The sequence below is a fragment of the Promicromonospora sp. NPDC019610 genome (assembly GCF_044389365.1).
Lineage (GTDB): Bacteria > Actinomycetota > Actinomycetes > Actinomycetales > Cellulomonadaceae > Promicromonospora.
This window is the reverse complement of record NZ_JBIRXX010000005.1, coordinates 23,875-43,823: the sequence shown is the minus strand read 5'-3', so window position 1 is coordinate 43,823 and position 19,949 is coordinate 23,875. Positions and strand designations below refer to the sequence as shown.

Sequence of the window (19,949 nt, the reverse complement as noted above, 5' to 3'; positions counted from 1 at the left end):
GGACCGCGCCGCATGCGGAGCGCAGCGGACGGTGGGGGCCGAGGGACGAGGCACGCGCCGGGAGCGGAGCGCAGCGAAGGCGCGGCAGAAGGTAGAGCCCGCCTCGCCGTCGTCGTGCCCGCGCTGAACGAGGCGCACGAGCACGGGATCCTGCGCACCCTGGAAGCGCTGCACGCGCAGGAGGACGACGACTTCGACCTCGTGGTGGTGGACAACGGCTCCACGGACGGCACGCCCGACGTCGTCCGCAAGGCGATCGCGGAGTGGGGGCGGCTGCGCTGGCAGGTCGTCACGGAGCCCGAGAAGGGGACCGGGGCCGCGGCGGACACGGGGATGCGGGCCGCCATCGCGCTCGGTGCCGAGCTGCTGGCCCGGACCGACGCCGACTGCCTGCCGCCGCCCGGGTGGACGCTGGCGGTGCGCCAGGCGTTCGCGTCGGGCGACGAGCTGGTCGCCGGGCGGCTGCTGCCGCGCACCGACGACCTGCCGGTCTCGCGGGTCCAGCAGGGTGTGCTGTCGTTCGCGCTGTGGGCGTCCAGCGCGTTCGGCAAGGTCCGGCCCGGCAACAGGGACGACGGGTACCTGGGGCCGTACGTGATGACGCCCGGCTGCAACATGGCGATCACGGCGTCCCTGTACGAGCGGGCCGGTGGGTTCCCGCGCACCCGGATCGAGGACGTGCACGAGGATCGTGCCCTGGTCAACGCCGTGCGCCGGCTGACCACCCGGTACGCGGAGCACCGCGAGGTCTGGGTGCGCGCCTCGACGCGCCGCGTGCACGCGTGGGGCCTGGTGCGCACGCTCGGCTGGTACGCCGACCACCGCTACCGCCCCGAGGTGGTGGACATCCGATGACGGCCGCCGCGCCCGAGGCGCCCTGGGAGGAGCGGGTGCAGCGGGCCGCGCACCCGCTCGCCTACCCGGCGCTCCGGTCCGCGCGGCACCGGCCCGTGGTGCGCGTCCCGGGCGTCGGCGTCGTGGTGAACGACGCCGCGGTGGCGCGGGAGGTGCTGCTCGACCTGGACCACTTCTCCAAGGTGGGCCCGGGGGCGCCGTCGGACCTGTGGACGCCGGTGCTCGGACCGTCCGTGCTGCTCAACATGGAGGGCGCGGAGCACGCCGCGCTGAGGCGCGCGCTGGGGCCGCTGTTCGCGCCCCGGGCGGTGCGGGAGCTGGTGGGCGGGGGCGGGGCCGGAGCCGGGGACGACGACGGCGTGCTGCCGGACCTGACGCGGCGCCTGGCCGCGGGCGAGACCGTCGACCTCGCCGCCGCGGTGACGGCGCAGGCCGGCGCGGTGATCTGCGGGATGGTCGGGCTGCCGCCGACGGATCAGGCCGTGCGCTCCGCGATGGCCGCCGCCGGGACGATCACCGGGATGGTGCGGCTGCACCGGCACGGGCTCACGCGGTCCCAGGTCACCCGGGCGCGGGCGGTGCTGGAGCGGCTGACGGCGCCCGCCCGTACGGCCTACCGCGCGGGCGACCCGGCGACGGTGCCCGGGCGGATGCGCGACCTGGGGCTGTCCGAGCGCGAGGCGATGGGCGCCGTCGGCGCGTTCGTGCTCACCGGGACGGAGACCGTCCAGTCGTTCGTGCCGCGGCTCGTCGCGATCGCCCACGACACCGGGTGGACCGGGCGGCTGCTGACCGGCGACGCCCAGGTGCGGCGGCGTGCCGTCGAGGAGGGGCTGCGCGTCACGGTGCCGACGCCGGCGATGCTGCGCGCCGTACGGGCCGACGCGTCGGTGGGCAGCCTGCGGGTCGCCGCCGGGGAGCGCGTGGTGATCGCCACGGTCAACTGCTGCCGGGCGGCCGGCGGCTTCGATCCCGGCCGGCCGGTCGACCCCGCCGTGCGGCACCTGTGGTTCGGCGCCGGGCCGCACTTCTGCCTCGGCATGCCGCTGGCGATCGCCCAGGTGGACGCCGTCCTGGACGCGCTCGCCGCCGCGTCGGCCGACGGCCGGGTGCCCGTCGTGGGCCGGCGCTCGGCCGCGCGCGGCGTGCTGGTCCCGGCGTACCGGTCGTTGGAGCTGCGGCTGGGACCGGACACGGAGGAGACGAGATGACCCACTTCCTGGAGCGCCTGCCCGCGCTGGCCCGGGAGGCGCCCGACGTCGTGGCGCTGCGCTGGTTCGGGGGCCGTGGTGGCGCTCGCGTGCGCGAGGAGGTCACGTTCCGCGGCCTCGCCGAGCGCGTCGGGCGGACGGCGTCCGGCCTGCGGGCCCAGGGCCTGCGGCCCGGCGACCGGGTGCTGTTCAGCGTCCGGCCCCGGCCCGAGGGCGTGGTCCTGTGCCTCGCGATCCTGCGTGCGGGCGGCTCCGTCGTCTTCGTGGACCCGGGCTCGACGCCGGAGCTGTTCGCCGCACGGATCGCGGCGGCCGGGCCGCGGTGGGCCGCGACGGAGGCGCTGCTGTACGCGGCGACGTCGGGGCCGCTGCGCGGGATCGCGCGCTCGCGCGGGCTGCTGCTCCCGGACTACGGCCGGCTGCCCGTGCGGCACCTGTACACGGGGCGGTGGCTGCCCGGGGTGCCGCGCGGGGCGCGGCGGGTGGCGGCGGGGACGCGGAGTTTCGCGCCGGGGTCGGAGCCGACACCGGAGTCGGAAGCGACGCGCGTGCCGGAACCGGCGCCGCGGCCCGGGTGGACCGCGGACGATCCCGAGGCGCTGGTGGTCTTCACGTCCGGGACCACCGCCGAACCGAAGGCCGTGGTGCACACCGCGGGCACGCTCGGCGGCATGCTGGACCTGTTCGCGCAGGTGGGCGGGCTGCGGGCCGGGCAGCGCGCACACACCGACCAGATGTTCCTGGGGCTCCCGGCGCTGCTCGCGGGCGGCACGTGGGAGATCCCGGCGAAGACACCGAAGGACGACCCGGGGGCGTTCGCGCGCGGCGTCGCGGGCGCGGACTCGTCGTTCCTGGTGCCCGCCGACGTGACGGCGCTGCTCGACGTCCTGGAGGCTCGGGCCGCGGACGGCGGTGCGGAACCCGCCGTCGGCCCCGCGGTGCTGGCGGTCGGCGCGGCCCCCGTCACCGCCGCGCTGCTGGAGCGCGGCCGCCGGGTGCTGCCGGGCACGCGCTGGATCGCCGTGTACGGGGCCACCGAGATCCTGCCCGCCGCGATGACCGAGGCGGACGAGAAGATCGCGGCTGCCAGGGGCGGCGCGGCGACGGCGAGTGCCGCGGCGACGGCGAGCGCCGCGGCGTCGGCGGACGCCGGGGGTACGGCGAGCGCCGGGTACGGCGGCGGCGTGCGGGGCGATCTCGTGGGTCGTCCGCTGGCGGGGATCGGCGTCCGCATCGACACCGCCGTCGTCGGCCTGGACGAGGCGCCTGGCCCGTCCGGCGACGAACCCGGGGACGAACCCGGCGCGGACCCCGGCGGCGAACCGGGCGCGGACCCCGGCGACGGACCCGTGGTGGGCGAGCTGGTGCTGACCGGGCCCTCGCTGATGGCGGGCTACCTGTCCGACCTGGACGCCGGCAAGCCGCGGGCGGCCGAGCACCGCACCGGTGACCTCGCCTACCGGGACGCGGACGGCCGGATCGTGCTGGTCGGCCGCAACCGGGACATGATCATCCGCGGCACGGTGAACATCTACCCGGGCCTGTTCGAGCCCCGGCTGCGGGACCTGCCGGGGGTGGCCGACGCCGTCATGGTCGGCGTCCCGATGCCGGACGGCGACGAGCGGGTGGTGCTCGTGGTGACGCCCGAGGGCGCGGAGCCCGGAGTCGGCGCGCCGCGGGTCCGGGCGGACAGCGAGCTGGCCCGGGCCGTCGCCGACCAGGCCGGACGGGTGCTGGACCACGGCGCCCTGCCCGACCTGGTGGTCGAGGCGTCGCACGTGCCGCTCGCGGGCCGGTCCCGGAAACCGGACCGTCATGCCCTGGTCGACCTGGTTTCACCTCTCGCGGGTACAGTGCGCGCATGAGGGTGGCAGTGACCGGTTCGTCGGGGTTTGTTGGCGGGGCTGTGGTGCGGGACCTCGCGGCGCACGGGCACGAGGTGATCGCGTTCTCGCGCCGCGTCCCGCGCATACCGGCCGAGCTGCTCGACCGGGTCGCCCACCAGTTCTGGGACCTGCGGGACGGCCCGCTGGCGAAGGAGGACCGGCCCGAGGACGTCGACGTCGTGGTGCACTGCGGTGCCTCCGTCGGGGACGGCGGCAGCCACGCGCGGGCCTGGGTGGTCAACGTCGAGGGCACGCGCGCGGTGCGCGAGACGTTCCCCGGCGCGCGTTTTGTCCACCTGTCGTCGGGCAGCGTCTACGACCCCCGGACGCCGAGCGTCGCGGCCACCGAGGCGGAGGCGCCCGCCCGCGGGTACGTCAACCCGTACGGGTCCACCAAGGCCGCCGCCGAGCGCTACCTCGCGGCGGACGCCGTGCGTGAGGACCGCGGCCCCGTCGTCGTGCTGCGGCCGCACGCGGTCTACGGGCCGGGCGACACCACGCTGCTGCCGCGGCTGGAGTCCGCGGCGATCGGCGCCTGGCTGCCGCTGCCGGGCGGCGGCAAGGTGCGGCAGCACCTCACGCACGTCGACACGCTGGCCCGGGCGGTGCGGGCCGCCCTGGACGTGGACCTCGCGCCCGAGATCGCCGCGGGACGGCCGCTCGTCGCCAACGTGGCCGATGCCAGCCCCGTCGACCTCGACGAGACCATCGAGCTGCTGATGTTCGCCCGGTTCCGGCCGGTGCAGGTGGTGGGGATCCCGCTGCGGCTGGCCCACGTCCTGGCCTGGGCGGGCGAACGCCTGGCGCGGTGGACCGGGCGTGAGCCGCGCCTGTCCCGGTACGCCATCAGCCACCTCGCGATGGAGCGCACCTACGACCTCACCGTGCTGCGGGAACGCCTCGGCGTGGACCCGGCGCCGACGTCGCTGCACGGCGCCATGAGCTGGTAGCCCGCGAACGTGTCAGACGGGGGCTGTCCGTGACCCGTACGTCTGACACGTTCGGGGGCTGTCCGGAATGCCCTACCCTGTGCGGGTGATTCCAGGGAACGACGTCGCGATCGAGACGCTCGGGCTGCGCAAGGCGTACCGCTCGGTGCGCGGCCGCGGCATGGGCGTGGACGGGCTCGACCTGCGTGTCCCGGCGGGTGGCGTGCACGCGCTCCTCGGGCTGGCGGGTTCGGGCAAGACCACGACGTTGCGCCTGCTCACCGGCCTCGCCCACGCGGACGGGGGCGCCATGAAGATCTTCGGCACCCACGTCCCGGACGGCCTGCCCGACCTCGCCGGTCGCATCGGCGCCGTCGTCGGCGACCCCGGGTTCCACGGGCGGCTCAGCGGACGCCGCAACCTCGCCCTGCTCGCGAGCGCGGCCGGCGTACCGCGCGCCCGCGTGGACGAGGTGCTCACCCGCGTGGTCCTCGCCGACCGCGCCCGGGCCGCCTACGCCACGTACACGCCCGACGAGGAACGCCGGCTGGCGCTCGCGGCGGCGCTGCTGCGCGACCCCGACCTCCTCGTCGTCGACGACCCGAGCGCGGGGCTCGACGCCGTCGGCACGCGCGAGATCCGCCAGGCACTGCGCCGGCTCGCCGACCAGGGCAAGACCGTCCTGGTCGCCACCAGCGTGCTCACCGAGGCGCAGCAGATCGCGGACACGGTCACGGTGCTCGACGGCGGCTGCATCCTCGCGCAGGGGAGCACCAGCGAACTTCTGGGCGACGCGCGGGTCAGCGTCCGCGTGGGCGTCGACGAGCCGGGCAAGGCCGCGACGGTCCTGCGGGCCGCGGGGTTCAAGGTCCGGGCCGACGGCGACACGCTCCACGTCGACGACGTCGCCGAGCCCGCCGAGATCTCGCGAGCGCTCGCGAAGCAGAAGCTCTTCGCGGGCGAGCTCGTGCCGCTGCGGGAGGACCTGGCCGCCGTCGTCGGCCGGCTGCGTCCCGTGGTGCCACCGGTGCCCGTGCCGCCGAGCCGCGCCGAGGAACGGGCGGCGCGCAAGGCCGCCGAACGGAAGGCGGCGGACCGGAAGAAGGCCGCCGACCAGCGCAAGGCCGACAAGGAGGCGGCCGCGCGGCAGACGGCGGCAGAGGCGCGGGCGACCGAGGAGGCCGCGGCGAAGCAGGCGGCGATCGACGCGCGGGCCGCCGCCAAGGAGGCCGCGCGCGCGGAGCGGGCGGCCGCGAAGGAGAACCGGCGGTCGGCGGGGCGACCGGCCGGGCCGGGGGCGGGCGGTGGGGATGCAGGTGCGGGGGATGCGGGTGCGGGGGAGCGGGACGGCGGGGTGAAGGCGGTCGCGGCGGCGGGTGCGGCGACGTCGGGCGGCTCGGTGGTCTCGTCGAAGGCGGGCGCCTCGAAGGCTGGTGCTCCGCAGGCCGGCGCGTCGAAGGCCGGCGGGTCGAAGGCAACCGCTTCCGCGGCCGCCGTCCCGAAGCCGTCCGATGCTCCGTCCGCCACCTCGAAGTCGGCGGCCGTGGAGCCTTCCGGCCCCAGGACTGTGACGCCCAAGACCGCGGCCCCCAAGCCCTCCGCCCCCAAGCCCTCCGCGACGCCGGGCACGGTAGCGAAGCCGGGCACGGTAGCGAAGCCGGGCAAGCCCGGGCCGACCAGCACGGCGCCGGCCGATGCCGACGCCCCGCTCAAGCAGTCGAGGTTCGCTCAGCGGCGGGCGGCGTTCGACGCCAAGGTCGCGGAGAAGCAGGCGGCGGCCGAGGCACGGATCGTGGAGCGCCAGGCGGCCGCCGACGCGAAGGCGGCCGAGAAGCAGGCGGCGGCGGACGCCAGGGCGGCCGCGAAGCAGGACAAGGCCGATGCCCGGCAGGGCAAGGCGGACGCGCGGCAGGCCAGGATCGACGACCGGGCCGCGCAGAAGCAGGCGGAGCTCGACGCCAAGGAGGCCGCGACACGGCAGAGGGCGGCCGAGAAGGCCGCCGCGGAGCAGGCGCGCGCCGACGCGAAGCAGGCCGCCCTCGACGCCAGGCAGGAGGCGCTCGACGAGAAGGCCGCCCGGAAGCAGGAGGCCGCCGACGCCAGGGCGGCCCGGCTCGCGCACCGCACGGAGGGTGCCCGGGCGCTCCTGGGCCGGCGCGCGGCCGAGACGTCCGGCGGCCGGGACGGGGGCCTTGAGCCTGACGCCCGGGAGGCGGAGGATCGGGAACCGGACGACCTCGAGCTGGAGCGCATCGAGGCGGAGGAGCCGATGCTCGACGACCTCGAGCCGGACGACCTCGAACCGGACGCGGACGCACCGGACGACACCGAACCGGGCGACCTCGAACCAGGCGGTTCCGAGACCGACGACGCGGTGCAGGACAGCCCCGCACCGGAGTACACCGGCTCGAACGACCCCGGCTCGGACGACACCGCCGCACGGGAGCCGGGCCCGCGCACCGGTGCGGGGGCGGGGCGGCCCCGCCCGGGGCAGCAGGGATCAGGCCGGAACAAGAAGCGTTCGAAGGGAAGGCGATGACGGGCCTGCTGTGGGCCGAGCTGCGCAGGTTCGCCGTGCGGCCGGCGATCCGGTGGATCGCCGTGGCGATGCTCGCGCACGTCGCGCTCGCGGTCGCGGTGACGGCGTTCGAGCCGGAGGCGTTCACGCTCGCGGCGATGCTCGACCAGGGGCAGATCTCGTTCTACGCGATGACGTCGGTGTTCCTCGCCTACGTGGCGGGCGTGCTGCTGGTGACCGGGTCCGCGGCGCAGGGCGGGACGCGCGCGCTGCTGACCGTCGAGCCGCGCCGCGGCCGCGTCTACTGGAGCAAGCTGGCGGCGGCCGGGCTGGCCGTGGTGCCCGGCATCGCGGCGGCCTGTGCGCTGCTGGGGTTCGGCATGTACTGGGCGCACGCGCGCGCCGGGGTGCTGGGCGGTTCGCCGTCCGACCTGGTGGAGGCGCTGACGTGGTGCGGCGTCCGCGTGATCGCCCTCGCGGTGTCGGCGGCGGTCGGCGGCGCCGCGCTCGGGGTGCTTGTGCGGCGCTGGTGGGTGGCGGTCGGCCTCGCTGCGGTGTGGTTCGTGGTCGAGGAGCAGGTGGCGCTGAGCGCGTCGTCCGGCGTCCGGGACTGGCTGCCGTTCACCAACGCCGACTCGTGGGTCCGCGGCACGCGGACCGTGCTCGCCGGCGACGGGATCCTGGCGGCCCCGTACGTGCACAGCGGGCTCCTGCTGCTCGGCGTCACGGTGGTGCTGGCGGTGCTCGGTTCGGTGGTGTTCCGGCATCGCGACGTACGCTGAGCACGGCGGGCCGGCTCTCCGCGAGGCCCGGGATACCGCGGGCCGGACGGCCTCGTGTCTCGGATCGTGGGACCTTTGGCCCGCTGAGTGACACCGGCGACTTTTCGGCGTAACGTGCGTGACGTGCAGACGATCATTCTTGTAGTACTTCCTGAGCGCGCGGCCTAAGCCCCAGCACAGGCATCGTCCGCGCGCTCACCCTGGCAGTCCTTTCACCAAAGGACCCGGGGTTTTTTTGTTGTCACGAACGCTCGCTTTCGCCCCAGGACGGGGCGCGACGGCAGGAGAACGCATGACCGGCACACCGACACCCGCACAGATCGCCGCGCGCGCCGAGGCGCGTGACCAGGTGCGCACCGAGCTTCGGTCCCGCGTAGGCGGCAGGGCCGAGCTTGAGAACGCCGCACCGCGCGTCGGGCCGGAGGAGGTGACGGGCGCGCAGTCGATCGTCCGCTCGCTCGAAGAGGTCGGGGCGGAGGTCGTCTTCGGCATTCCCGGCGGTGCGATCCTGCCCACCTACGACCCGCTGATGGACTCCGCCAAGCTCCGGCACATCCTCGTGCGGCATGAGCAGGGCGGCGGCCACGCGGCGTCGGGCTACGCCCACGCGACGGGCCGGGTCGGCGTCACCATGGCGACGTCGGGCCCCGGCGCCACCAACCTCGTGACGCCCATCGCGGACGCGAACATGGACTCGATCCCGATGGTGGCGATCACCGGCCAGGTCGCGAGCGCCGCGATCGGGACGGACGCGTTCCAGGAGGCGGACATCGTCGGCATCACGATGCCGATCACCAAGCACTCCTACCTGGTCACGGACCCGGCGGAGATCCCGCGCACCATCGCGGAGGCGTTCCACATCGCCTCGACGGGCCGGCCAGGCCCGGTGCTGGTGGACATCGCGAAGTCGGCGATGCAGTCGCGCACCACGTTCTCGTGGCCGCAGGAGCTGAACCTGCCCGGCTACCACCCCGTGACCAAGCCGCACTCCAAGCAGATCCGCGAGGCCGCGAAGCTGCTGGCCACGGCCCGGCGGCCGGTGCTGTACGTGGGCGGCGGCGTGATCCGCGCGGGCGCCGCGGACCTGCTGCGCCAGCTCGTCGACCTGTCCGGGGCGCCCGTCGTCACCACGCTGATGGCGCGCGGCGCGGTGCCCGACAGCCACCCGCAGCACCTGGGCATGCCCGGCATGCACGGCACGGTGCCCGCCGTCGCGGCGCTGCAGAAGGCGGACCTCGTGTTCGCGCTCGGTGCCCGGTTCGACGACCGCGTGACCGGCAAGCTCTCGAGCTTTGCGCCGCTGGCCGCGATCATCCACGCGGACATCGACCCCGCCGAGATCGGCAAGAACCGCGAGGCCGACGTGCCGATCGTGGGCGACCTCCGCGAGGTCATCGGCGACCTGCTGCCCGAGCTGGCCAAGGAGCACGAGGCGCACGGCAAGCCGGACGTCGAGGGCTGGTGGCGCCAGCTCGACGAGTGGCGCCGCACCTACCCCCGCGGCTACACGGAGCCCGAGGACGGTCACCTCTCGCCGCAGCACGTGATCCAGCGCCTGGGTGAGCTGACCGGGCCGGACGCGATCTACGTCGCCGGCGTGGGCCAGCACCAGATGTGGGCCGCCCAGTTCATCAGCTACGAGCACCCCAACACCTGGATCAACTCCGGCGGTCTCGGCACGATGGGCTACTCCATCCCGGCCGCGATGGGCGCGAAGGTGGGCCAGCCGGACCGCACCGTGTGGGCCGTGGACGGCGACGGCTGCTTCCAGATGACCAACCAGGAGCTCGCCACCTGCACGATCAACGACATCCCCATCAAGGTGGCGCTGATCAACAACAGCTCGCTGGGCATGGTGCGGCAGTGGCAGACGCTCTTCTACGAGTCGCGTTACTCCAACACCGACCTGCACACGGGGCACGGCACCATGCGCGTGCCCGACTTCGTGAAGCTCGCCGACGCGTACGGCTGCGAGGGCATCCGCGTGGAGCACGCCTCCGACGTCGACGCCGCGATCAAGCGGGCCAACGAGATCGACGACCGGCCTGTGGTCGTGGACTTCACCGTCTCGCGTGACGCGATGGTGTGGCCCATGGTCGCCGCCGGCGTGAGCAACGACGACATCCAGTACGCACGCGGCATCTCGCCGGCGTGGGAGCGAGAGGACTGACCCCCATGTCGAGGCACACCCTGTCCGTGCTCGTGGAGAACAAGCCCGGCGTGCTCACGCGCGTCGCCGGCCTGTTCGCCCGTCGCGCGTTCAACATCCACTCCCTGGCCGTCGGCCCCACGGAGCACGAGGAGATCTCGCGCATCACCGTGGTCGTCGACGTCGAGGAACACCCCCTGGAACAGGTCACGAAGCAGCTCAACAAGCTCATCCACGTGATCAAGATCGTCGAGCTCGAACCCGAGTCGTCAGTGCACCGCGAGCTGCTGCTCGTCAAGGTGCGGGCCGACGCCGCCACCCGAACCGGGGTGCTGGAAGTCGTCGAGATGTTCCGGGCGCGCGTGGTCGACGTCGTGCCGGACTCCGTGGTCATCGAGGCCACCGGACCGGCGGCGAAGCTCGACTCGCTCCTCGCGGCGCTGGAACCGTACGGCGTCCGTGAGATCGTCAAGTCCGGCACACTGGCCATCGGCCGGGGCGCCCGGTCCATCACCGACCGCGCGTTCGAGCGCGCGGTCCGGTCCGCGTGAGAATGATCGCGGCACCTACCGACTTTTCTTCCACCCGAGATATCCAACTGAGGAGCAAGAACCGTGGCTGAGCTGTTCTACGACGACGACGCTGACCTGTCGATCATCCAGCAGAAGAAGGTTGCTGTGGTCGGTTACGGCAGCCAGGGCCACGCGCACGCCCTGAACCTGCGTGACTCCGGTGTGCAGGTGACCGTCGGCCTGCGCGAGGGCTCCGCCTCCCGGGCGAAGGCCGAGAACGAGGGCCTCGCCGTCGCGACCGTGCCGGACGCCGTGCGCGACGCCGACGTGGTCGTGATCCTCGCCCCCGACCAGGTGCAGCGGCACCTGTACGCCGAGGACATCGCGCCGAACCTCAAGGAGGGCGCCGCGCTCGTCTTCGGGCACGGCTTCAACATCCGCTACGGCTACATCAAGCCCGAGGCCGGGCACGACGTGCTCATGGTCGCCCCCAAGGGCCCGGGCCACATCGTGCGCCGCGAGTTCGCCGACGGCCGTGGCGTGCCCGTGATCGTCGCCGTGGAGCAGGACGCGTCCGGCTCCGCCTGGGGCCTGGCCCTCTCGTACGCCAAGGGCATCGGCGGCCTGCGCGCCGGCGGTATCAAGACGACGTTCACCGAGGAGACCGAGACCGACCTGTTCGGCGAGCAGGCCGTGCTGTGCGGCGGCGCCTCGCAGCTGGTCCAGTACGGGTTCGAGACGCTGACCGAGGCCGGCTACCAGCCGGAGGTCGCGTACTTCGAGGTGCTGCACGAGCTGAAGCTGATCGTCGACCTCATGGTCGAGGGCGGCATCGCCAAGCAGCGCTGGTCCGTGTCGGACACCGCCGAGTACGGCGACTACGTCTCCGGCCCGCGCGTCATCGACCCGCGCGTCAAGGAGAACATGAAGGCCGTTCTCTCCGACATCCAGGACGGCACCTTCGCGGCCCGCTTCATCGCGGACCAGGACGCGGGCGCTCCCGAGTTCAAGGAGCTGCGCGCCAAGGGCGAGCAGCACCCGATCGAGGCCACCGGCCGCGAGCTGCGCAAGATGTTCTCGTGGATCAAGCCGGCCGACTCGGACTACGTCGAGGGCTCGGCCGCGCGCTGAGCCGTGGCCCCTCGGGGCTGACGGCGCGCAGCACGTAGCGCACGAGACAGAGCGGCGCCCCACCCTCCGAGGGTGGGGCGCCGTTCTGTGTCGTGCCGGATCGTTCAGTTCTCGTCATGTGCCGGCGGGGCTTCGTCGGGCACCTGCCGTTAGGGCAGGATGTTCCTGTGACCCATGACGTGAACCCGCAGGCCGCGGACGACGACGAGCCGACCTTCGACCCCTCGACCTTCGACCCCGAGTCGGTGCCCGTGGAGGACCAGGAGCTCGCGGCCGAGGTCCTCGACTTCTGGGCGGCCACCCGGCAGTACGCGGGGATGGCGAAGGCGAGCATCGTCGTCGGCCACACCGTGAGCGAGACCGTGCCGCCGCAGGCGTGGTCGTTCGGCGACGAGCCGGAGCTGGCGCAGACGCTCCTCGCGGCGGTCCTGGCGGGCGACAAGACGGCGACGTCGTCGGCCCTGTGGGACTACGACGACGAGGGCGTGCCGCTCCCCGTCGTCGGCGAGCTGTCGATCCTGCTGGACGGCGAGCGCCACCCGCGCGCGCTGATCCGCACCACGAGCGTGGAGACCACCACGTTCGACGAGGTCGACGACGACTTCGCGGCCGCGGAGGGCGAGGACGACCGCACGCTGGAGTCGTGGCGGGCGGGGCACGAGGCGTACTTCCGCCGGACGCTGGCCGAGGGGCGCGAGTTCGCGACGGACATGCCGATCGTGTGCGAGCGGTTCGAGCTGCTGTACCCGAAGCCCTGAGAGCCGCGCGGTCCTGAGCGGGGCGGGGTGCGGGGCAGCGGTCAGGCGTCCACGGTCAGCCGGCGGTCGATGCCGGTCCCGCGCTCCGGGTCGCTCCCGCGGACGTGGATCTCGGTGCTGGTCACCGTGGCGCGGTAGAGGCGCAGCTCGGCGTCGCCGCTGAGCTCGTCGACGCCGTAGGCCCGGACGCCGCTGCGCACCGACGAGAAGGCGGCGGCCACGGCGGCCGGGAGCTCGGCGTCGGGCACCTGGGCGGCCGTGGCGCCGAGGTAGACGGCGGCGGTGTCGGGCCCCGGGTCGGCCTGCGAGTTGAAGATGACGATCTCGACCCGGGGCTGCGCGGCGACGTTGCGCGAGTGCTGCGCGTCGGGCGACGAGATCCAGTAGAAGTCGCGGTACGCGGCGTGGTTGTAGAAGACGGGCGAGACGCGCGGTGTGCCGTCCGGCTGGGCCGTGCCGAGGACCATGAAGTGGTTGTCGTCGATGACGCGGTGCGCGATGTCGATGGGCTCCATGCGGGGTGGACGACGCGGGGCCGGCAGAGTCATCGCGCGCGGGCTGGGTGTCGGCCGTGTCGCCCGGAGTGTCAGTGGCTCGTCCTACGGTGTGGGCACAGGTCCTGACGAGAGGTGAAGGCGATGGCGCTGCGCTGGTACTCGACCGTGGTGGAGTCCACGGACCACAAGAAGCTGGCCCGCTGGTGGGCCGAGGCCCTGGGCTGGGAGGTCATCTTCGAGCTCGACTCGGAGTCGGTCGTCGTGCCGCCGTGGGCGCTCGAGCTGTCCGACAAGCTCGATTTCCACCAGGTGCCGCCGGGCATGGTGTTCGTCCCGGTCGAGCACCCGAAGACCGGGAAGAACCGCCTGCACTGGGACTTCGCGCCGCACACGAGCGACGACCGGGACGCCGAGATCGCGCGGCTGGTCGAGCTGGGCGCGACGGTGATCGACGTCGGGCAGCCGGCCGACGCGACCTGGACCGTCCTGGCGGACCCGGACGGCAACGAGTTCTGCGTGCTGTCGGCCCGGGACCAGTAGCCGAGACACGCTCCGGCCCGGCGCGGTCCGATGAGTTCCGGTCCGTAGGGCCGTCCACCGAGGTATGAAGACGAAGAATCTCGCGGAGCTCTACGACCTCCCGACCCTGGACTGGGCGCCGGTCGCCGCCGATCTGGTCGGGCTCACGCAGGCACCGGGGACCGGCGGCCCGGACCGGCACTCACACTGGCTCACCACTGTCAACGCGGACGGCAGCCCGCACGTCACCGGTATCGGCGCCATCTGGCTCGACGGCGCCTTCTGGGTGGTGTCCGGCCGCTCGGCGCTCAAGGCCCGGAACCTCGAGCGCGACCCGCGGTGCACTATCGCGGTGGCCACCACCGACTACGACACCGCGGTCGACGGCACGGCCGAGCTGGTCACGGACACCGACAGCGTGGCGCGGGTCTCCCGGCAGCTCAACGACGGCGGCTGGCCGTGCGAGCCGGATGCGTCCGGTACGGCACTCACCGCTCCCTACAGCGCGCCGTCGGCGGGCCCGGCCCCGTGGCACGTGTACCGCGTGACGCCCACCCGGGCGACCGCGCTCTACGTCCGGGAGCAGGGCGGGGCGACGACCTGGACGTTCGACTGAGCGAACTTCCAACAAGTCGTCCATTGGGTGAGACCCGCGTCTCAGCCCGATGGTCGCGCGCGTAGGCTCCGGACATGGCACAGGTGGGTACGACAGACGGCATCAACCTCGCGGTGGTCGCGGGTGACGGCATCGGTACCGAGGTCGTGGAGCAAGGTCTCTCCGTCCTCGAGGCGGCACTGGCGCCGTCGGGTACCAAGCTCTCCACCACCGAGTTCGACCTCGGTGCGCGGCGCTGGCACGCGACGGGCGAGACCCTCACAGACGAGGACCTCGCGCGGATCAAGGGGCAGGACGCGATCCTGCTGGGCGCGATCGGCGACCCGTCGGTCCCGAGCGGCGTGCTGGAGCGCGGGCTGCTGCTCAAGCTCCGCTTCGCGCTGGACCACTACGTGAACCTGCGCCCGACCAAGCTCTACGAGGGCGTCTCCAGCCCGCTCGCCGACCCGGGCGAGATCGACTTCGTCGTGGTCCGCGAGGGCACCGAAGGCCCGTACGTCGGCAACGGCGGCGCGCTGCGCGTCGGCACGCCCGCCGAGATCGCCACCGAGGTCAGCGTGAACACCGCGTTCGGCGTCGAACGCGTGGTCCGGGACGCGTTCGCGCGTGCCGCGGCCCGCCCGCGCAAGCACCTCACGCTGGTGCACAAGCACAACGTGCTGGTGCACGCGGGTCACCTGTGGCGCCGCACGGTCGAGGCCGTGAACGCCGAGTTCCCCGACGTCACCACCGACTACGCGCACGTGGACGCCGCGACCATCTACCTGACGACGAACCCGAGCCGGTTCGACGTGATCGTCACGGACAACCTCTTCGGTGACATCCTCACCGACCAGGCCGCCGCGATCTCGGGCGGCATCGGGCTGGCCGCCTCGGCCAACATCAACCCGGACCGCACCGCGCCGTCGATGTTCGAGCCGGTGCACGGCTCCGCGCCCGACATCGCCGGCCAGGGCAAGGCCGACCCCACCGCGACGATCCTGTCCGTCGCCCTGCTGCTCGACCACCTGGGTTTCGCGGCCGAGTCCGCGCGCGTCCAGGACGCCGTTGCCGCCGACCTCGCGTCGCGCGGCGACGTAGTACGCACGACCGACCAGGTAGGCCGCGACATCGCGGCCCGCGTGATCGGGTAGCACGCTTCACGAAAGCGGCGCCCGGGTCTCGCAGACCGATCCCCGGGCGCCGCTCTCGTATGTCGGGAGCCGTCCGGGCAGACGTCCGGCTCGGATCGCTCCGCCGCCTTGCCGGGCGTGGAAGACTGACAGCAGCATTCCGGTGAAAGGCATCGACATGACAACTACGACGGACCCCATCCTCCCGACCAGGCTCGAAGACCTGGTGGCGCTCTTCGACGTGCGGCCCACCGACGCGCCGACGCCGGACGACGAGCGCATCGAGGCGCTCCGCGCCCCGAAGTTCGGGACCAAGTTCTCCGACCACATGGCGCGCATCTCGTGGAGCAGCGCCGACGGCTGGAAGGACCGGCGGATCGAGCAGTACGGTCCGCTGCAGCTCGACCCCGCGACGGCAGTGCTGCACTACGCGCAGGAGATCTTCGAGGGCCTCAAGGCCTACAAGCACGCCGACGGCTCGGTCTGGACGTTCCGCCCCGACCAGAACGCCGCGCGCTTCGCCCGGTCCGCGCACCGTCTCGCCCTGCCCGCCCTGAGCGTCGACGACTTCATCGGGTCGCTGGCCGCGCTGGTCCGCACCGACATCGACTGGGTGCCCGGCGGCGAGGACTCGTCCCTCTACCTGCGGCCCTTCATGTACGCCTCGGAGGCGTTCCTCGGCGTGCGTCCGTCGCTCGAGGTCGAGTACCTGGTGATCGCCTCGCCCGTGGGCCCGTACTTCGCGGGCGGCGTGCGGCCCGTGTCGATCTACGTGTCCCAGGAGTACCACCGGGCCGGGCCGCCCGGAGGCACCGGCGACGCGAAGTTCGGCGGCAACTACGCCGCCAGCCTGCTGCCGCAGCTCGAGGCGCAGAAGGAGGGCTTCGACCAGGTGTGCTTCCTGGACGCCGCCACCAACACCTACCTTGAGGAGCTCGGCGGCATGAACGTCTTCCTCGTGATGGAGGACGGCACGCTGCACACCCCCGAGCTCGGCTCGATCCTGGAGGGGATCACGCGCAGCTCGGTGCTCCAGCTCGCGGCCGACCGCGGCTACGAGGTGGTGGAGCGGCGCATCCCGCTCGCCGAGGTCGTGGCCGGGCTCGAGTCCGGCGCGGTCAAGGAGTTCTTCGCCTGCGGCACCGCGGCCGTGGTCACGCCTGTGGGGCGCCTCGCGGGCTCGACGTTCGACCACGAGGTCAACGGCGGCGAGCCGGGCGAGCTCACCATGTCGATCCGACAGGAGCTCACCGACATCCAGTACGGCCGCGCCCAAGACCGCCACGGCTGGATGCGCCGACTGGCCTGACGGTGCCTCGCGGCCGGGCTCGTCGGGGAGGCGCCCCGACGAGCCCGGCCGCCGTCGTCAACCCCAGAGGCGGCCGATCGCGTCCCGGGCCACGAGGAATCCCACGATCCCGACGACCCACGCCGTGGTGCTGGCCGCGTTCCGCGTGAGCCACGCGTCCATGCGGCCGAGCGGCCGCTCGACGAGCCGCGCGGCGAACACCCGCGCGGCGGTCAGCACGAGCGCCGGCAGGATCATGACCAGGCAGTACGCCAGCACCCACAGCCCCGACGCCGGCCAGCCCGGGCCCTGCGTGCCGATCAGGCCCAGCGCGGCGAGGTAGGGCAGCATCGACGCGACCTCCACCAGGCCGGCGCCGACCGCGAGCCCGGCCAGCGCCGGCCAGCCGCCGGACTCGCTCCCGAGCGCGCGCTCGCGCCAGCGGCTCAGCCTGCCGGGGCGTGCCGCCGGCCCGGCCGTCAGGCTGTCCGCGCCCCTCGCTGTACCCGTCACCGCCGTGGCTGCCGCCGCATCGGCCGCCTTGCTCTTCTTGGACGGCTCCAGCTTGAAGCTCCACACGAACAGGCCGACGCCGACCAGGAGCTGTGCGACCAGGAACGGGCGCGCAGCCGACAGGGACGACAGCGTGTCGCTCAGCGCTCCCGCCCCCAGGAGGATCGCCAGGCCGACCACGGCGTAGAAACCCGCGATCGATCCGAGGTAGACGATCATCCGCCCCACACGCACCCGGCCGGGCGACATGAGCAGCCACACGGGGATGAGCAGGGTGCCGAAGCTCGTCGAGTCGATGAGCGCGAGCACGGCCAGCGCGCCGATCAGCGCGGCACCCGTGAGCTCGCCCGAGATGAGGTCCATGCCGGCCAGCCTGGTGCCTGCCGCGCGCGAGCACATCCGCCGAACCGCCGAGACCCGATACATCCTTCGGATGACCCCTCGCGCGCCGCATCGTGCTGAGATGGACGCATGTCCCGCCTGTCCGCGCTGATCGCGCCCGTCGTCAAGGTCGTCACGGCCGAGGACCGGCGCGGCGACATGATCACGGCGGCCGGGATCCTCGTCACCGCGCTGGCGCTCGACGCGCTCGGCCTGATCCGGACATCCTGGAGCGGCCTGCCGGACGTGCCGTCCTGGTGGTTCGCGATCCCGGCCGCGATCGGCTGCACCGCGCTGATCTGGCGGCGGGTCCACCCGCTGGCAGTGCTCGGCGTCGCCACCGTCGCGTTCGTCCTCGACGTGGTGCTCGGCGGCAGCGTCGGCCTCATCGTCGTCCTCTGGGAGGCGCTGTACGCCGTCCACCTGCACGGCAGCCGGGTCGCGCGGCGGGTCAGCATCGTCGGGGTCGCGCTCCTCACCACGGCCCTGATGATCACCATCGCCGTCGTCACCGGGCAGCTCCGGCCCACGGTCCTCATCGGTCTGCAGGCGGTCACCCTGCTGGTCATGCCCATGTGGTGGGGCACCAACGTGCGACAGGGTCGCGAGCTCACCGCCGCCGCGCGCGAGCGGGAACGGCTCGAACGCGAACGCGGCGCGGCGCTGCTCCGGCTCGCCGAGTCGGAGCGGCACGACGCCGTCCGCGCCGAGCGGGCGACCGTCGCCCGCGACCTGCACGACGTCGTCGCCTCGCACCTCTCCGCCATCGCCATCACCTCCGGCGGGGCCCTCGCGGGTGCCGCCGAGCCGGAGCGGGACCGGGCCGCGCTGCGCAGCATCCGTGCGGAGAGCCTCGCCTCGCTCCAGGACATGCAGGCGATGATCCGGGTGCTGCGGACGGACACGGATCGGGACGGCACACGGCCGGGCACCGTAGGGCCGGACGGTTCAGGGCGGGCAGGGCAGGACGGCGCCGGGCAGGACGGCGCCGGCTGGCGCGCCGCCGGTGATCACACCGGGGGCACGGACGCCGGGGGCCGCACGGACCGCGGCGCCGACCTCGTGGCGGCGTCGCGGGCCGCCCAGCTCGCCCCGGTGATCGAGCAGGCGCGGCTCGCCGGCCTGGACCTGGCCGTGTCCGACCCGGACGGCGTCCTGACGGGCGCGACGCCCCTGCCTGCCGCGGTGGACCACGCCGTGTACCGGGTGGTCCGCGAGGCGCTGACGAACGTCCACAGGCACGGGGGCGCACGAGCCGACCTGAGCTTCGCCGCCGACGGGCCGCTCGAGATCGAGCTGCACGACGTCGGAGCGGCGCACCCCCGAGCGGCCGGTCCCCAGGCGGACGTCGGCGAGGGCACCGGGATCGGACTGGTCTCGATGCGGGAGCGCGTCGAATCCCTCGGCGGATCCTTCTGGGCGGGGCCGGGGGACGCCGGGGCGCCGTCGGCTCAGCTTCGGTCCGAGCCGACGCCGACGGGCTGGCTGGTCCGCGCCGTCCTGCCCCTGCCCGCCCACGCCGGAGCGGCCTCCCCGCAGAGTCAGGTCCCGCAGAACCCGGCCCCGCAGAGTCAGGTCCCGCAGAGTCAGGTCCCGCAGAGCCCCGCGCCGGGCGTCACCGCATGATCCGCGTCCTGCTCGCCGACGACCACGCGGCGATCCGCGCGGGTCTGCGCATGCTGCTCGCCACGGCCGGCGACATCGAGGTGGTCGGCGAGGCGGGCGACGGCGCGGTCGCCGTCACCAACGCCCGCGCCCTGCGCCCTGACGTGGTGCTCATGGACGTCCGCATGCCTGGCACCGACGGCGTGACCGCGACCCGCCAGATCGTGGAGGAGGGGCTGTCCGAGGTGCTCGTGCTCACGACCTTCGACCTCGATGAGTACGTGTTCGGCGCGCTGCGCGCCGGGGCGGCCGGCTTCCTGCTGAAGTCCGCGGAGGCGTCCGCCCTGGTGGACGCGGTCCGGCACGTCGCCGCCGGCGACGGCGTCGTGGCGCCGGAAGTGACCCGGCGGCTCATCGCGGAGCTGTCCGCGCCGGCCCGCAACGGCGTCGGACACCGGGGTGGGTCCGCGACGGCGGCCCTGCCCGCCGACCTGACGCCGCGGGAGCGCGACGTGCTGGCGGGGCTGGGCTCCGGCCTCTCCAACGCCGAGCTCGCCGCGGAGCTGACGATCAGCGAGGCCACCGCCAAGACCCACGTGTCGCGCGTCCTCGCCAAGCTCGGCGTGACGTCCCGGGTCCAGGCGGCGATCGCGGCCCGCAACGCGGGCCTGGCCTGACCCGCCCCAC

General features: G+C 74.0%; 18 protein-coding genes. 16 read left to right on the top strand and 2 right to left on the bottom strand.

From position 1 onward, the window contains the following. Positions 1–12 precede the first annotated feature (12 nt). The 10 genes from ACH45N_RS27940 to ACH45N_RS27895 all read left to right on the top strand — a co-directional run bounded on the left by ACH45N_RS27940 (position 13) and on the right by ACH45N_RS27895 (position 12,731). The gene (locus tag ACH45N_RS27940) at positions 13–855 is read left to right on the top strand and encodes a glycosyltransferase (protein ID WP_397399590.1); all 843 of its coding nucleotides are present in this window, start codon (positions 13–15) and stop codon (positions 853–855) included. Then, positions 852–2,066 carry a cytochrome P450 gene (locus tag ACH45N_RS27935; RefSeq protein WP_397399588.1) on the top strand — a complete coding sequence of 405 codons (1,215 nt, stop codon included), beginning with the start codon at positions 852–854 and terminating at the stop codon, positions 2,064–2,066. The genes ACH45N_RS27940 and ACH45N_RS27935 overlap by 4 nt, the downstream gene beginning before the upstream one ends. Beyond that, a complete protein-coding gene (locus ACH45N_RS27930; RefSeq protein WP_397399586.1) occupies positions 2,063–3,931 on the top strand; it encodes an AMP-binding protein in 1,869 nt (622 codons plus the stop codon). The genes ACH45N_RS27935 and ACH45N_RS27930 overlap by 4 nt, the downstream gene beginning before the upstream one ends. Further along, the gene (locus ACH45N_RS27925; RefSeq protein ID WP_397399584.1) at positions 3,928–4,902 is read left to right on the top strand and encodes an NAD-dependent epimerase/dehydratase family protein; all 975 of its coding nucleotides are present in this window, start codon (positions 3,928–3,930) and stop codon (positions 4,900–4,902) included. Before ACH45N_RS27930 ends, ACH45N_RS27925 begins: the two co-directional genes overlap by 4 nt. Before the next feature lie 85 nt (positions 4,903–4,987). Further along, the gene (locus tag ACH45N_RS27920; protein ID WP_397399582.1) at positions 4,988–7,420 is read left to right on the top strand and encodes an ATP-binding cassette domain-containing protein; all 2,433 of its coding nucleotides are present in this window, start codon (positions 4,988–4,990) and stop codon (positions 7,418–7,420) included. Continuing rightward, the gene (locus ACH45N_RS27915) at positions 7,417–8,181 is read left to right on the top strand and encodes a hypothetical protein (RefSeq protein WP_397399580.1); all 765 of its coding nucleotides are present in this window, start codon (positions 7,417–7,419) and stop codon (positions 8,179–8,181) included. The genes ACH45N_RS27920 and ACH45N_RS27915 overlap by 4 nt, the downstream gene beginning before the upstream one ends. Before the next feature lie 292 nt (positions 8,182–8,473). Further along, a complete protein-coding gene (locus ACH45N_RS27910; protein ID WP_397399578.1) occupies positions 8,474–10,351 on the top strand; it encodes an acetolactate synthase large subunit in 1,878 nt (625 codons plus the stop codon). Positions 10,352–10,356: 5 nt separating this feature from the next. Beyond that, positions 10,357–10,881: an acetolactate synthase small subunit gene (ilvN, locus tag ACH45N_RS27905; protein ID WP_020013644.1), complete on the top strand. Its 525-nt coding sequence runs from the start codon at positions 10,357–10,359 to the stop codon at positions 10,879–10,881. A 63-nt stretch (positions 10,882–10,944) separates the two neighbouring features. Then, on the top strand, positions 10,945–11,973 hold the full coding sequence (ilvC, locus tag ACH45N_RS27900) for a ketol-acid reductoisomerase (protein WP_285107123.1): 1,029 nt from the start codon (positions 10,945–10,947) through the stop codon (positions 11,971–11,973). A gap of 167 nt (positions 11,974–12,140) precedes the next feature. Next, a complete protein-coding gene (locus tag ACH45N_RS27895; protein WP_397399576.1) occupies positions 12,141–12,731 on the top strand; it encodes an ASCH domain-containing protein in 591 nt (196 codons plus the stop codon). A 41-nt stretch (positions 12,732–12,772) separates the two neighbouring features. On the opposite strand, the gene ACH45N_RS27890 is transcribed toward ACH45N_RS27895, so the two are convergent. Continuing rightward, on the bottom strand, positions 12,773–13,279 hold the full coding sequence (locus ACH45N_RS27890) for a pyridoxamine 5'-phosphate oxidase family protein (protein WP_397399574.1): 507 nt from the start codon (positions 13,277–13,279) through the stop codon (positions 12,773–12,775). A gap of 90 nt (positions 13,280–13,369) precedes the next feature. Between ACH45N_RS27890 and ACH45N_RS27885 the strand changes: the two genes are divergently transcribed. From ACH45N_RS27885 to ACH45N_RS27870, 4 genes are all read left to right on the top strand, one after another. After that, positions 13,370–13,768: a VOC family protein gene (locus ACH45N_RS27885; protein WP_397399572.1), complete on the top strand. Its 399-nt coding sequence runs from the start codon at positions 13,370–13,372 to the stop codon at positions 13,766–13,768. Between the two features lie 64 nt (positions 13,769–13,832). Continuing rightward, entirely contained in the window at positions 13,833–14,363 is a 531-nt protein-coding gene (locus ACH45N_RS27880) for a pyridoxamine 5'-phosphate oxidase family protein (protein ID WP_397399570.1), read from the top strand. 74 nt (positions 14,364–14,437) lie between these two features. Then, entirely contained in the window at positions 14,438–15,496 is a 1,059-nt protein-coding gene (locus ACH45N_RS27875) for a 3-isopropylmalate dehydrogenase (RefSeq protein WP_397399568.1), read from the top strand. A gap of 157 nt (positions 15,497–15,653) precedes the next feature. Continuing rightward, positions 15,654–16,784: a branched-chain amino acid aminotransferase gene (locus ACH45N_RS27870; RefSeq protein ID WP_397399566.1), complete on the top strand. Its 1,131-nt coding sequence runs from the start codon at positions 15,654–15,656 to the stop codon at positions 16,782–16,784. Between the two features lie 57 nt (positions 16,785–16,841). On the opposite strand, the gene ACH45N_RS27865 is transcribed toward ACH45N_RS27870, so the two are convergent. After that, on the bottom strand, positions 16,842–17,639 hold the full coding sequence (locus ACH45N_RS27865; RefSeq protein WP_397399564.1) for a GAP family protein: 798 nt from the start codon (positions 17,637–17,639) through the stop codon (positions 16,842–16,844). A 108-nt stretch (positions 17,640–17,747) separates the two neighbouring features. Here ACH45N_RS27865 and ACH45N_RS27860 point away from each other — a divergent pair, with 108 nt between their 5' ends. Together ACH45N_RS27860 and ACH45N_RS27855 are read left to right on the top strand one after the other, a co-directional pair. Next, positions 17,748–19,283, top strand: coding sequence for a sensor histidine kinase (locus ACH45N_RS27860; RefSeq protein WP_397399562.1), 1,536 nt, complete (start codon positions 17,748–17,750; stop codon positions 19,281–19,283). Next, positions 19,280–19,939, top strand: coding sequence for a response regulator (locus ACH45N_RS27855; protein WP_397399560.1), 660 nt, complete (start codon positions 19,280–19,282; stop codon positions 19,937–19,939). The genes ACH45N_RS27860 and ACH45N_RS27855 overlap by 4 nt, the downstream gene beginning before the upstream one ends. Positions 19,940–19,949: the final 10 nt, after the last annotated feature.